At 49.7% G+C, this 13268-nt stretch carries 13 protein-coding genes; 1 reads left to right on the forward strand and 12 read right to left on the reverse strand.

The annotated features are described in order from the left end of the window. Nucleotides 1-102 precede the first annotated feature (102 nt). The 10 genes from N836_RS44260 to N836_RS0137115 all read right to left on the reverse strand — a co-directional run bounded on the left by N836_RS44260 (nucleotide 103) and on the right by N836_RS0137115 (nucleotide 9850). On the reverse strand, nucleotides 103-1227 hold the full coding sequence (locus N836_RS44260) for a HetZ-related protein 2 (RefSeq protein ID WP_023071034.1): 1125 nt from the start codon (nucleotides 1225-1227) through the stop codon (nucleotides 103-105). 291 nt (nucleotides 1228-1518) lie between these two features. After that, on the reverse strand, nucleotides 1519-2526 hold the full coding sequence (galE, locus tag N836_RS44265) for a UDP-glucose 4-epimerase GalE (RefSeq protein WP_023071035.1): 1008 nt from the start codon (nucleotides 2524-2526) through the stop codon (nucleotides 1519-1521). A gap of 119 nt (nucleotides 2527-2645) precedes the next feature. Then, nucleotides 2646-3815 carry a glutamate 5-kinase gene (proB, locus tag N836_RS44270; protein ID WP_031291686.1) on the reverse strand — a complete coding sequence of 390 codons (1170 nt, stop codon included), beginning with the start codon at nucleotides 3813-3815 and terminating at the stop codon, nucleotides 2646-2648. Between the two features lie 200 nt (nucleotides 3816-4015). Beyond that, a complete protein-coding gene (locus tag N836_RS44275; RefSeq protein WP_023071037.1) occupies nucleotides 4016-4558 on the reverse strand; it encodes a YqeG family HAD IIIA-type phosphatase in 543 nt (180 codons plus the stop codon). A 56-nt stretch (nucleotides 4559-4614) separates the two neighbouring features. Then, entirely contained in the window at nucleotides 4615-5673 is a 1059-nt protein-coding gene (gene mltG / locus N836_RS44280) for an endolytic transglycosylase MltG (RefSeq protein ID WP_023071038.1), read from the reverse strand. A 62-nt stretch (nucleotides 5674-5735) separates the two neighbouring features. Further along, a complete protein-coding gene (locus N836_RS44285; protein WP_023071039.1) occupies nucleotides 5736-6317 on the reverse strand; it encodes a DUF3727 domain-containing protein in 582 nt (193 codons plus the stop codon). A 73-nt stretch (nucleotides 6318-6390) separates the two neighbouring features. Next, nucleotides 6391-6834: a Holliday junction resolvase RuvX gene (ruvX, locus tag N836_RS44290; protein ID WP_023071040.1), complete on the reverse strand. Its 444-nt coding sequence runs from the start codon at nucleotides 6832-6834 to the stop codon at nucleotides 6391-6393. An 8-nt stretch (nucleotides 6835-6842) separates the two neighbouring features. Further along, on the reverse strand, nucleotides 6843-8018 hold the full coding sequence (locus N836_RS44295) for a hypothetical protein (protein ID WP_023071041.1): 1176 nt from the start codon (nucleotides 8016-8018) through the stop codon (nucleotides 6843-6845). A gap of 22 nt (nucleotides 8019-8040) precedes the next feature. After that, entirely contained in the window at nucleotides 8041-9213 is a 1173-nt protein-coding gene (locus N836_RS44300) for a gamma-glutamyl ligase (protein ID WP_023071042.1), read from the reverse strand. A gap of 175 nt (nucleotides 9214-9388) precedes the next feature. Then, complete coding sequence (locus N836_RS0137115) at nucleotides 9389-9850, reverse strand: CRR6 family NdhI maturation factor (RefSeq protein ID WP_031291690.1); 462 nt, start codon at nucleotides 9848-9850, stop codon at nucleotides 9389-9391. A gap of 206 nt (nucleotides 9851-10056) precedes the next feature. Here N836_RS0137115 and wecB point away from each other — a divergent pair, with 206 nt between their 5' ends. Further along, nucleotides 10057-11175 (forward strand): non-hydrolyzing UDP-N-acetylglucosamine 2-epimerase, encoded by a 1119-nt coding sequence (gene wecB / locus N836_RS44305; protein WP_023071044.1) that lies wholly within the window; start codon nucleotides 10057-10059, stop codon nucleotides 11173-11175. Between the two features lie 21 nt (nucleotides 11176-11196). Here wecB and N836_RS44310 read toward each other — a convergent pair whose 3' ends face one another. After that, nucleotides 11197-11463 carry a DUF7219 family protein gene (locus N836_RS44310; RefSeq protein WP_031291692.1) on the reverse strand — a complete coding sequence of 89 codons (267 nt, stop codon included), beginning with the start codon at nucleotides 11461-11463 and terminating at the stop codon, nucleotides 11197-11199. A gap of 155 nt (nucleotides 11464-11618) precedes the next feature. Next, entirely contained in the window at nucleotides 11619-13250 is a 1632-nt protein-coding gene (locus N836_RS44315) for an ArnT family glycosyltransferase (protein WP_200867383.1), read from the reverse strand. Between the last annotated feature and the right edge of the window lie 18 nt (nucleotides 13251-13268).

Consider the following 13268-nt stretch of genomic DNA (forward strand, 5'->3'; position numbering starts at 1 on the left):
AAGATGGGGATATAGAAACAATGATGTGAGTGAAGGTAACTGCTCCGTAAAACCACCCCAACCTCGCTGCCCATGGCTAACCTGAAAGCGCCTCAGAACTGGCTAGGATCTTAAATTTTGGGCGGCTAGGTAAAGCTTAGCCCATTCACTCATGACTTGTTTAGGTCTGCACCCGAGCTTTTGTGCGATCGCATCAATATCGCTACCCTGTTTCAATTCAGTTAGTAGTTGCTGTTGAGAAGGCTCCAAGGTTTGCCAATAGGTTTGCCACTGGCTAGAGGTTAATCCCAGATCGTGGTCGGTTAAGGTCGTCTTCAACCAGCTCAACACTAGCTCTGGTTGTTCCTTCAGAGTAAAAATACGGATGGCGTGGTAGCTAATTTTTTCCCGTAGTCGATACACTTGATTGATCGACATGTTCAGCTTTTTAGCAATGTTGTCTTGGGTATAGCCCTGTAAGTGCAGATCGAGCCATTGTGTAGCCGTATCTCCCAATGCATCCTGCAAATAGTCTACAAAATTGCTTTTAACCAGCTGACGTGCTCGTTGCGTTTCTTCAAACGCCTGTTGTTGTTCGTAAGCACTAACCGCTTGAACATCAAATAGACTAATGGTGCTATCGGTGTCGTCCGTCCCAATTTCTTCTGAAATCAGCTGAATCAGCTGGGCTCCAGGAACTTGAGTCATCCCACCACGCTGAGAACGTCGCAGATAGTTAACAAAGCGATAGACAATTAAAGGCTGGTTACGAATCGGTCGCAAACAATATTCTTCAATTGTCGCCATCGTCAACAGATTACGCAGCTGCGATCGCTGCGTACATTTAGCAATCCAGGTCATCTGCTGCTGCAAATGGCGATCGCTCTGCAACATTTCCTGAATAATTTCTTGCAGAACGTCCTTAACCTGACGCTGGCGATCGCGACTCAGGGCAATCCATGTACGAATTTTGCTGCGAACTAAAAACAACCCACCCAGCTTTCGCATTAGAGTCTGGTAGGCCCGATCTGGTGGCAGTCCCCAGTAGGTTTTGTAAAAAATGCGATATCGATAATCCATCGCTTGGGTCGCAATGGATAAATCTTTATGAGAAAGCGCCTCAAAGCGTTCAGTGTCCTCGCCGCAAAGCCACTGGGTAATTGCTATGTGGGTATCGTGGCTTTGGTCGGGCAAATCAGCCTGAAGCCGTCGCTGCCATTCATTTATAATTGAAGTTGCCACTGCCATGCGAGCCTGCTGCTGATTGGAGAATGTCCCATGTGAAATGCCATGGGAAGGGATCGACTAATGCGATTTGCTCATTCTAATGCACTCAATCCCTGGATTTATCCGGATATAACTACTTTTCCCTATTCATGCATTTTCCCTTAAGGGCGTGATTGGGTAAAGCACTCTGAGAACGCCTAGCACCGTGACCTAGGCTATGGACTCCCCGTACTTTTACTATCAGTACAGTCTGTATATATTTATTCCGGAAAGGTTAATTACCTCACTATTAGATCAAATTTGGCCTCCCGCCTAACCATGACGCTGCTGATGCCACTGCCAGGCATGCTTAATAATGGTCTCTAAATCGGCATATTGAGGCACCCAGCCTAGACGTTGACGAGCATGATCGCTGCTACCAATTAAACTCGGTGGATCGCCAGGACGACGTTCGCATTCTACGGCAGGTACCGAATGCCCTGTCACCTTGCGGGCGGTTTCGATCACTTCTCTAACGGTGAATCCATTGCCATTGCCTAAATTGATAAAGGTTGTTTCGCCACCATCCAGGAGATATTGCACGCCTCTGACATGGGCATCAGCCAGGTCGGCAACATGGATATAATCACGGATACAGGTACCGTCACGGGTAGGATAGTCGGTACCGTAGATGGAAATATGCTGACGTTTGCCCAGGGCCGTTTGCAGCACCAGTGGAATCAGATGGGTTTCAGGATTATGGTCTTCTCCGAAGCGACCCTGAGGATCTGCTCCAGCGGCGTTAAAGTAGCGAAAACATACGGACTGTAAACCATACGCTTTTTGAAAATCCGGAAGCATCATTTCCACCATGAGCTTGCTGCTGGCATAGGGACTAATAGGATTTTTAGGGTGGTTCTCTGGAATTGGCACTGTCTTAGGCGGGCCATAGATAGCGCAGGTCGATGAGAATACAAACCGGTTAACACCTGCAGCTGCCATGGCCTGCAGCAGATTAAGAGTGCCGTAGACATTGTTGTGATAGTACTTGGCTGGCGCAGTGACTGAGTCTCCTACGGCTATATAGGCCGCAAAATGCATCACAGCCGCAAATTTATATTGCTGAAATAACTTATCTAGTAGGGCACGATCAGCTGTATTTCCTTGCACCAGCTTGGCATTAAGGTGCTGCTTGACTAGCTCCTGGTGGCCGTATTCAAGGCTATCTAAAATAACCACTTGGTAACCAGCTTGCTCTAAAGCAAGGACAGCGTGGGAACCAATATAACCAGCGCCACCAGTAACTAAAATTGCTGGAGCTGGGGTGTTTACACTAGTCATATGAGAAGTTAGTAAAAGTAAATAAAAATAGAAATAAGCGTAACTATTAGGCCCTGGTAACGAGCGATCGCATCCCTCGTTATTTTCTACGTTAAACCACCACACCCGAATTAACGAGCCTAGCCGATGTCTGCCAAAGGTTTCATATCAGGCCCTATAGCATCAGGATTTAGCACTAAGTTATCCCGATGGACAACAGTATCAGCACCGTCATAGCCCAAGATCATAGAAATTTGACCAGAACGACGTCCGCGAATTTGCTGAAGTTCATGGTGATTATAGTTAACCAGACCACGGGCAACTTCTTGACCGCTGCGATCGCACAGCACCACTGCATCCTGTGATTGAAAATCACCCTCAACCTTGATAATTCCGGCTGACAGCAACGATTTACCGTCTTTAGTGATTGCCTGTACCGCCCCTGCATCTAAATAGAGCCGTCCACTCGGGCGTAGTCCATTAGCAATCCAACGTTTGCGAGCATTCGACGGATTAGGCTGAGGTGCAAACTGAGTCCCAAGCGGTTCACCAGCCAAAATCCGCAGAATGTTATTAGGTGATTGACCATTCGTGATCGCCATCCGAATACCGGCACCTGTTGCAATCCGCGCAGCTTCTAATTTAGTAATCATGCCTCCTGTTCCCCAGGCCGACCCCCGGTCCCCCACATCAATGTCCAGATCTGCGAGGTGCTGCACCCAGGTAATCGGCTCAGCATTCGGGTTAGCCCGTGGATCAGCAGAATATAACCGATCTACGTCAGTGAGTAAAAATAACCAGTCGGCCCCCACCAAGCTAGCAACCAGGGCCGAAAGCGTATCATTATCACCAAACTTCAGCTCATCCACAGCCACCGTATCGTTCTCATTCACAATGGGAATGACATTGAGGTTAAACAGCTGCTGAAAGGTGTGATAGCTGTTGACATAACGTGAACGCTGCATTAAGTCGCTGCGGGTGAGCAAGACCTGGGCGATGGGCTGATCCAACACTGTGAACAGGTCATCGTATACCCGCATCAAACGGCCTTGCCCAACCGCTGCTATGGCCTGTTTTTGTTCAATTGTCTTCGGTCGTTCGCGTAACCCTAAACGGGCACATCCTACGCCGACAGCTCCAGAGGACACCAAGATCACTCGATTTCCTTGGCGTTGCAGTTGACTCAGGGTTTCTACCAAACGGGCTAGCACCGACAGGGCCAGCTGGTTGTTGGCCACCGTCAGACTAGAGGTACCAATCTTGACCACAATCGTCTGGGGTCTGGGGGTTGGGGCTTGAGACAATGACATCGATAGCAATCCAGTGACGGACATGATTCGAATCCAATAAAAAGAATGGGACAGCTGTAGCTGTACCCATTCCTGCAATTCGCGCGCGTTTATTAGCCAGAACCTTTATAAAAAGCGGTCCTATTGAATAAAATAATGGTCGCAATAAAACTCTGGTAACAGAAGGGGCATAACATTTTCTTTAGATTCTTCGCTAACAGCTAACGACGCTCACCTGCCGCCAGCACTACGCCAAGACGCTTTGATAGCCAGATTTCAGCATTACGCAGACACTGTTTAGGAGAATTTAATGACCCTGTGGCCATGGGGTCTGCCATCGGTTCAACTAAAACCGTAAATAGGCCTAAACGATTGCCCCCCAAAACGTCTGTAAATAGGCGATCGCCAACCATAGCGATTTCATGATGGGGTAGCTCCATCAGCGCTACTGCCTGGCGTAGCTTACGACGGGATGGTTTACCTGCGCCAGTATAAAACGGGACTCCCAGGGTCTCGGCAATACGGCTAATGCGGCTATGGCTGAGATTATTGCTGACCAGTACCACGGTAGCTAGGGATTGGATCTGCTGCAGCCACTGGCGCACTTCATCTAGGGGTTGACTTTGTTTAAAAGGAACCAGAGTTTCATCCACATCTAAAATCAGTCCCTTGAGGTGATGCTGCGCAATTAGCTCAGGTGTAAATTCTAAAATCGAGCCATGTATAGCAAGGTCAGGTTGTAGAAGGCGGCCCCAAGGCGTCATGGTTAAGTGGTGGTAAATACGGTAAAGACAGGTCACCTGCTTTTGCAGGCAATCGTTTAAAGATCATCACCCAATTGGGCATCAATGCGATCGCGAATTTCACCCTGTGCTCGCTCATGCTCTGCCAGTGAACGGCTAAACACATGGGTGCCATCATAGCGAGCCACAAAGTACAGGTATTCCGTATCTGGTGGATTTAACGAAGCTTCCAAGCTGGCAATACCGGGACTCGCAATGGGGGTGGGGGGCAGACCCAGATTACGGTAGGTATTGTAAGGGTTGGGGGTGTTCACCTGGGCTAAAGTCAGCGGATTTTCCGGCGTTTGAGTGATGCCTAGACCATACTCCACGGTTGGATCAGACCCCAGACTAATACCTTCGCGTAAACGGCGGGCAAATACCCCAGCAATCGTATCCCGTTCTTCGGGGACAACGGCTTCTTTTTCCACAATGCTGGATAAATTCACCCACTCCGATAGCGAATAAGGACTAGAGGTTTGCTGATACACCGGTAGAGCGACCTGCTCAAACCGCATCAACATGATATCGATAATCACATCAGCATCAATTTGTTCGCTGGGCAGCTGATAAGTATCTGGATAGAGAAAACCCTCTAGGTGGGGCAAACCCTGAGGCAGCCAGGGAAATTTAGCATAGGGAATCGCTTCGGTGGAACGCAAAAACTCATCAGCGCTCACCAACCCTTGCGCCTCCAAAGCAGTCGCCATTTGAGAACGATTCCAACCTTCCGGGATGGTGAAACTGGTTTGCACCACATCCCCAGCCCAGATTTTATTAGCAATCTCCGCCATAGGCTGGGTCGGGGATAGAGAGTAGGTACCTGCCTGCAGTCCACCTTCGCGTTTTTTAACCCCCTGCAATCGGGTCCAAACTTTCCAAGCAGTTGTGGAACGAATGAGGCCAGCTGCTTCCAAATCTTGGCCAATTTGCTGGGCCGCAGTACCTGCCGGAATTTGAATTTGGATCGACTGTTCAGCATCACTGGCCAACACAGGGCCAGTCGCCCAGCTCCACCAAGACCAGCCTTGCCAGGCGGCTACACCTAAGGCCACCGGAAAAATGCCAACGTAAAATACTCGTTTTAAACAACTCATAATTCGTTTAGACAGACCAGTGGTCAGTTGCAGAATCAATTGGAGCGTTCAACTGTAGGTCTCTACTCTAGCCCCTCAAATAACTGGTCCTCAATTTGGGGTTGCAGTCGCTGAAACTCTTCAGGTGATAGCAACGCCACCGTATCGGTATCAGTCCGATAGGCAAAAAATAGCAAGGGCTCTAGAGGAGTACAGGCAACATAGCGCTGATCACGATGATAAAACTGCGCCAGCATCTGAAAATTATCTGTTGCCCCATCGTCATCCACTTCTAATGCGAAACAACTTTCATCGTCAGCTTCAGGGATGTTACCCACGGCTGTAAGCGTATAAGCACTCCGTTGCAAGGTCAAGTCTAATTCAGCCAAAACTGCGCGAGCACTGGGAAACAGCGGCTCAATTTCCTCATCTTCGATATCTGCCAGGGTATCGTCGTCTCCCTGCCAGCTAAAGATTTCAATGGGGGATGCGACCGGTAGCAGCAGTAGATACTCCTGCCCTGAATCACTAAGGGTGATGGCTTTTTCAACATAACAGGCCAGGGTATGACCGCTATTATCGGCCAGGGTAACTATTGGTTGCCCTTGTTGAAAGTCAGGGGACTGATCAGAGTTGTGATTAGGATTAGGATTCAAATTTGGCATTCGTAATATGACATCGGGCCAGAGCCTTTGAGGTTTTGGGGCAAAACGCGCCTGTTCGTTTTTCGAGCAGCAGCTAGGGGCTGCGGTCAGCGCGCGAGCGATCTAGCCACTGCTGCAAAATGATAGTAGCCGCTCGTCGGTCAATCAGTCCTTTATTTTTGCCCTTGCGTTTAGTCGTTAGCTGACGTTCTGCCTGAAGTTGCTGCTCTGCTTCTACTGATGTGAGACGCTCATCCACATAGGTAACTGGCAAGCTCAGGGCCTTGGCCAAACGCTTGGTAAATTTTTGCACCCGTCGGGCCTGGGTACCCAGGTCGCCGTCCATGGTGTAGGGTAGCCCGACCACCAGCAAAGTCGCCTCTCGCTGCTGGATGATTTGACTCAGCTGCTCCGTCACATAAACAAAGGATTTATTGTCGATGGTGGTAATGCCGGTAGCAATCAGACCAGTGCGATCGCATCCAGCTACACCAATCCGTTTACTCCCAATGTCTAACCCCAAAACAGATACCATCATTAGCCGGGCTACCTTGCTGTTCCCCCCGATGAGTCATCCCCCGCCGGACGCCGTCTCAACCCTGAATTTGCCGCATCCCAAAAGAAACGGCTGGGAATCGCTTTACCGGATGGCTGTAGCCCTTGAAGCACATCTTGCAGACCCTCGATCGAAACCGCCTTTGATTCCCGCACCTTATGCCAGACTGAGCGCGACATCATCACCGTATGGCCCACTTCCGTGGCTCCGATCTCCCGCAGATAGCTTTCTCGCTCAGGCTGGTAGTCCAGGGACGCCAACTGCAGTGTCTGATTAGAGGCCCCTTGCAGCACCTGAGCCATCTGAGCCATCAGCTCGGGATACAGCCAAGTGTAGGCCGGATGTACCGTTAGCTTAGCCCGATTAGGTTGCCCAGCATCCTGAGAAAGGCGCAAGCTAAAGTAGCCAATAGCTGCTTTACGCTGGGGTTCAAACACATAGGCCGATACTGACTCAGACTGCCCCAGCCAACGCCGAACCTGGGACCGCATACCGGCAATAGAGCGCGTGCGAAAGTCCTGAATTTGGTGGTCGAACACCTGACGGAGCTGGGGCGGCATTGATGCCGTTTCCAGATGATAAATTAGCTGAGCATCTGCATTACTGACCGGCAGCAGATTGGGCAAATCTGGTTCATTGTCCGCTAAGTTAGTAACTTGCTCAGCATCAATAGACCAATAGGTGACATAGGCCAGCGGCTGAAACCCATTTTGGCGATATAGTGCCAAACCAAACTTGTCGTGGATACTGGTTTCACTAATCCAGGTATGGGCTTCGACAATTGTTTCAAAACAGTGCCGCAACAGCAAACTAGCTAAATCTAAATTGAGGGTGAGGGCTTGATCGGCTATGGCCTTAACCATCACCTGATCAATCCGCCAGGTGCTGCGGGTGGAGTTAAATGGCGAAACCTGAATTACACCGTGGGTGGTGTGCTTACACTCTGCAGCAAACGTGATCGCCTTAGGCTGTAGCGGATTGACTAAACGAGATAAACGCTGCCAGGAGGCCTGCCCAAACATTCGTCCTGTCTCTGGCAAGGGCTGATGCTTGGTAAATGAGCCACAAGTAACCACCTCTGAACCGCCATCGGGTATCAGTTTTTCTGAGTCACGGAAATGTACGGGACGAATCGCAATGGATTCAGAGGGGTTAACGGATGTCATAGGGCCAAAAGATATAAAATCCCTAGGATTTCGGATGAATTAGAACCACCGGGGTCTGTTCATCGGCGTTACCAGCCGGATTATCGAGTAGAGCACTTGTTATTAAGTCTACGTCAGTGTCAGAGGTAGCTGCTAATATTTTAACCGCTTTCAAATCATTGACATCGACAATGGCCGCTTTTAGCCCCGTGGCCTCGTAAATGTCTTGCACAATTTTCTGAGGGTTTTCCGGACCCAATACGATGAACTGATCGTAAGGGGGCAACGTACCGGTAACGTCATCAATCAGGCGAGCTTGTTCACCCGCTAGTTCGTAGAACATACCCGCCCGGCCAAAAAAATTCTTTGCGATCGCACCCACCACAAAGGCATAGACCACCCGCACCGGTCCTACTAAGTCCACCAAAGTCTGCAGGCCACAGGCCGTGGCCAAACTTGATGTGGGCATAAAGAAATAACAGATCCGCTTAGCCACCCAGCCCGGCTTGATCTCACTGGGGTGCCGCCAGCGTCCTTGCATAATGGCCACCGGCGTTTCACCGATGGTGACAATATCCCCTGGCTTAGCGTAAGGCTCCACATAGCGCTTCACCGTTTCAATTGGACTATCCAGGGGACCTAGTAAATGGGTAGGAATCGGCAAAACTTCGGCCTTGGGCGTGGTTTTCCAATTTTGAGGCGCATCCGGCTCAGGATACTTAAGCGGCACTACCACATTGCCCATTTTGGGAATGCGACCTTCAGGACCATAGGTAAGATAGTGAATTTTGACCCAAACCGCTTTGAGCCTTGATAGATCAGGACCTTGAATATCAACCTTGATCTTTAAACCAGTGGACTTACCCGTCTTAACAATGTAGGCAAACCAATAATTATCGGGTCTAGCGGTGGCATCCTCATGATCTGACATGAGCTTGGTCTTCACCGTAATGCCATCCAAGCTAGCACCCGACAGCAGCTGCGTCTCAACAGAGATTTCCGGCACCATGATCTCTAAAGTACGGGTGAGATTAACTAGCGCCGCTTCCCCCTCAATCACGTAGTGCTGAGGCTCTTGGGTGGTCATGGCCCACTTGCCAGCATCCAGCTCTAGCCGGTTACCAGGACGGCCTTGAAATTGCCGTTCAATCAGCAGCCAAACTATCAGGGCCAGCAATATTAGTAGGATCACCAGCGTGCCCAAAATCCCTGCCATTAAAGGGGTACTCCTCGTCTATATAAAAGGCGATCAGTGGATATGCTTTATCCATATATCCGTAAGATTTGTATCGCACTCTTGGACTTGAGGCAATCCTAGACAAAGTTAGGCAGTCAATCTAATGTTGATTTTTTTGGTTAGCTCAGCGATTATGATTCGCCACAAGCAAGCACTATTTCAGCAGTTCAAATAAACCATCGTCGAGTTCATAGCCCAATGTACACACCATCAACTTCAGTTTTTCAATGCCATCGATCTGGTTATCCTTAAGCCACTGGGCAATGGTAAACACTTTACCCATAACAAAAATTTCCAAGGCTTCTGGGTTATAACGAATGCCATCTAGCGGGCTGAACTGATGGGGAACTAGCATGGCTGCATAGCGACCTAGTTCACCCGATTCAATATCGAGAAATAGCGGCAACCAGGGGTAATGACTATCAAGCCGGATAAACCACAGTCGTACCTCAGGAATCTCAGACAGCTCGCGGGGGTCGTTCTCATCACGAGGATAATTGATGGAAAAACCTAGCTTTAGTTCCGTTTGCCAGTCAACCTGATTCAGGGCAGTGTGGGCTACTGTCAGGTCCAGAGCCTGCAGGTGCGTAGCATCGACAACAATGGATTGAGACATGGGAGAGCAAATAAAACCACGGGGCAGATTAAACAGACTAACAGTGTGCCTTGCTGTGGAAGACTTTACTAGGGGCCAAACCTGCCCTCGAACCAAATCCAAGTTAACCCCTAGAGTTGCTTCGATAGAAAAACCACCGGTCTGGACGTGGACAACGTTTAGATAGATCCAAACATAGCTCACACTATTTAAGTTTCTATTTCACTATGACTCGCTTGCCTATTCGCGTCTGTATCACTTTGGGAACTCGCCCTGAAGCTATCAAGCTAGCTCCAGTGATTCAGAAATTTCAGAAAACTCCAGGGCTTGAGACCCAGATCGTGCTCACGGGTCAACATCGGGAGATGGTCGATCAGGTGATGCAACTGTTTGACATCCAAGCAGATCAAGATTTGAATATCATGCAACCGCAGCAAACCCTGTCGGACATTACCTGTCGTAGCCTACAGGGTTTACAAACGCTCTTTAGTGAGCTGCAGCCCCATATGGTGCTGGTGCAGGGCGATACAACCACGGCATTTGCAGCTGCTCTGGCCGCGTTTTATCAAAAGATTCCGGTAGGCCACGTGGAAGCTGGCCTTCGCACCGACAATATTTTGAATCCTTTTCCTGAAGAAGCCAACCGACGACTGGTGTCACAGATTACAACACTGCATTTTCCGCCTACGGATAAGTCAGTGGCGAATCTGGCCGCTTCCGGGGTATACGGTACGGTAGTTAAAACGGGTAATACGGTGATTGACGCCCTACAAACCGTAGCGTCTAAAATGCCGGCCTGCGAGGTTCCAGGTCTCGATTGGACTGGCTACCGAGTAATCCTCTCAACGGTACATCGTCGGGAAAACTGGGGTAAGCCTCTACAAGACATTGCTCAAGGATTTTTGCAGATATTGGATAAATTTGCAGATGTGGCGTTGCTGCTGCCCTTGCATCGTAATCCAACCGTGCGTGAGCCGTTGACAGCGGCTCTAGATTCCCATCCCCGTGCTTTTCTGGTTGAGCCCCTTGACTATGGCCAGCTCGTGGGAGCCATGCAGCGCTGCTATTTGCTCCTGACCGATTCCGGTGGTTTACAGGAAGAAGCGCCTGGTCTTGGTAAGCCAGTACTAGTGCTACGGGAAACAACGGAACGGCCTGAAGCTGTGGAAGCTGGCACCGCTAAGCTGGTGGGCACTGAGCCATCGACCATTACTACAGAGACTGCTAAGCTGTTGAGCGATCCAGCAGCCTATGACGCCATGGCCCGAGCTATCAATCCATTTGGCGATGGCAAAGCCTCAGAGCGCATTGTTAAAGCAGTGCAGGAGCATTTCAGCAACAGTTAACCTCAACAGATGAGGACAATCTTACTGGGAACTGTCGCCCTGGCTGTTTGTTTCGTCCAATAAAACTTTTTTGGAGGCCTTCAGCTCTTTCCAAAGCTGCTTAATGCGGCTGTAGGCCTCTTCAGAGGTGATTTTGCCTCCTGTTTCCAGATTACAAATCAAGGAAATTTTGTTGGCAAATTCTTGCAAATTGGCATTAAACACCATTCGTTCAGGCGTAAACTCCCCATGATAGGGTGCACGGGGCATCATGAAGTCTTCTCTTTGCTTCCGAGGGTCGTCAGCCAATGGTGAATCCTCTGGGTATGGGTTGCTTACTCTGTAAAATCTGAAACGTCGCTATTCGTTTTTTCAGTATATTTCTGTGATCATAGCAATGCCCTTTAGCCACGGTGTGCTTTCTTAGCAATACCCGTGATCGTGTTGGGTAAGACAAACTGATTTTATTGAGCAATTGTTTGGATTAGCACCATGCCCTCAGCCCGAGCGATTTCGCGATAAGGAGGCAACGTTGCTAGCTGGTGGACATCTGCTAAGACGTAAAGGATCTCCTGCCAACGGTCGAGCAGCGGTTGACCAGAGAGGACGGGAATATTGCGATCGCAATAAAAATTCAGACTAGGTCGCCCATAGCTAAACGTAGTCACCACCTCAGCTGTCGCTGGCACATGTTGATTAACCAGAGCTGCCACCGGCTTAACCGCATATGCTTCATTTAGCTCCCATAGCCAAAAATCAGACCCCATCAGTAACAACAAGGTTAAATATAATCCCGCTATCAAGGTCAAACCCCAGTGCCGCTGACGTCGCCACAGCTGCCAGGTCGTCACACCAGCACTCAGCCCCAGGACAAGTCCAATGGCAATCAGCGTCGGTTGCTGGTCAGCAATCCCCAAATAGATCCCGCCTCCAAAAGCGACCACGGCAATCAACGCCAATAGCCCCACAGGCCAGCGTTGAGGTCTTTGCCAATGGTGGTGTAGGTAGCTACCAATTGCCAGAGCTACAAACGGATAAAGCGGCATAATGTACCAGGGCAGCTTAGTTCCCATCAAGGAGATCGCTCCCAGGTAAATGACAGTCCCCACCAGCACCAGCTGTCCCCAAGATTGGTGGCGCTGTCGCCAAGCCAGCAAGACACCACCAGGCCAAAACATCAGCCAGGGCCAGCTGTACTTCAACAGCTCCACAAAGTAATACCAGAAAGGCTGCTGGTGATCTTCAATAGCAGATGTCACCCATTCAAATGATTGAGCCACAAAGTGCCCCTGCCAATAAACATCGCCATAGCGCAGGAGCTGGGCACCATACCAAAGCACGACTGGGATACTACCTAAGGCCAATCCTAACCACAGATAAGGATTACGCAATCTATCCCAAACCCCTCCACGCTGGATAGACATTGAAGAGCCTGGATTACCCGGAGTTTCCCCACCAAACACTGCCCGCACCCCAAAAAATACCAGGGCAATAGTCCCCAGCAAAATCACCAAAATTCCCTTCGTCAGAGCAATTAATCCTAGACAAATACCCACCACCAGGGCATACTCCGACCGTTTTGTCGCCCTCAAACCACACAGCAATAGCAACAAAAATAAGGTGATCGCCACCCCATCTCGCATGGCTAAGCGCCCATGGCGCACCACAGGCAACAGCGTTAAAAACACACCTGCCGATAGGAGTGCCGGTCGCCTGGTCCCAAAAACCTCTCGTCCCAACCAATACAGCAGGGGGACTGCCAGGGCACTAATCGCAGCAGGTAATAGCCGAGAAGTCCACTCTGAGATACCCCCCAAATATCCGGTCGCCATTAACCACTCCACCAGAGGGGGTTTATTGAGATAAGGATGGCCATGAATTGTCGGATAAATCCAATCACCGCTAGTACTCATCCCACGAGCTACGGCAGCAATTGTGCCCTCATCCCAATCACGCAGTGGCACCATTCCTAACCGCCATAGATACAATAACCAGGCGGCCAGCATCAGCCAGATCCCATCTAGAACAGCTGAAGCATGAGAACGCATCGACAAAGAATTGTCTGAGCGCAAGAATTTACTGACCTGATCAACCACGGCAATTCCATCAAGACA

It is taken from the genome of Leptolyngbya sp. Heron Island J (assembly GCF_000482245.1).
In the GTDB taxonomy this organism is placed as follows: domain Bacteria; phylum Cyanobacteriota; class Cyanobacteriia; order Phormidesmidales; family Phormidesmidaceae; genus Leptothoe.

Excerpts from the sequence above, each read along its gene's own strand:
- N836_RS44275 (WP_023071037.1), bottom strand. The coding sequence starts at position 4,558 with ATGACGCCTTGGGGCCGCCTTCTACAACCTGACCTTGCTATACATGGC.
- wecB (WP_023071044.1), top strand. The coding sequence starts at position 10,057 with ATGACTCGCTTGCCTATTCGCGTCTGTATCACTTTGGGAACTCGCCCT.
- ruvX (WP_023071040.1), bottom strand. The coding sequence starts at position 6,834 with ATGATGGTATCTGTTTTGGGGTTAGACATTGGGAGTAAACGGATTGGT.
- N836_RS44260 (WP_023071034.1), bottom strand. The coding sequence starts at position 1,227 with ATGGCAGTGGCAACTTCAATTATAAATGAATGGCAGCGACGGCTTCAG.
- N836_RS44285 (WP_023071039.1), bottom strand. The coding sequence starts at position 6,317 with ATGCCAAATTTGAATCCTAATCCTAATCACAACTCTGATCAGTCCCCT.
- mltG (WP_023071038.1), bottom strand. The coding sequence starts at position 5,673 with ATGAGTTGTTTAAAACGAGTATTTTACGTTGGCATTTTTCCGGTGGCC.
- N836_RS0137115 (WP_031291690.1), bottom strand. The coding sequence starts at position 9,850 with ATGTCTCAATCCATTGTTGTCGATGCTACGCACCTGCAGGCTCTGGAC.
- galE (WP_023071035.1), bottom strand. The coding sequence starts at position 2,526 with ATGACTAGTGTAAACACCCCAGCTCCAGCAATTTTAGTTACTGGTGGC.
- N836_RS44295 (WP_023071041.1), bottom strand. The coding sequence starts at position 8,018 with ATGACATCCGTTAACCCCTCTGAATCCATTGCGATTCGTCCCGTACAT.
- proB (WP_031291686.1), bottom strand. The coding sequence starts at position 3,815 with ATGTCATTGTCTCAAGCCCCAACCCCCAGACCCCAGACGATTGTGGTC.
- N836_RS44300 (WP_023071042.1), bottom strand. The coding sequence starts at position 9,213 with ATGGCAGGGATTTTGGGCACGCTGGTGATCCTACTAATATTGCTGGCC.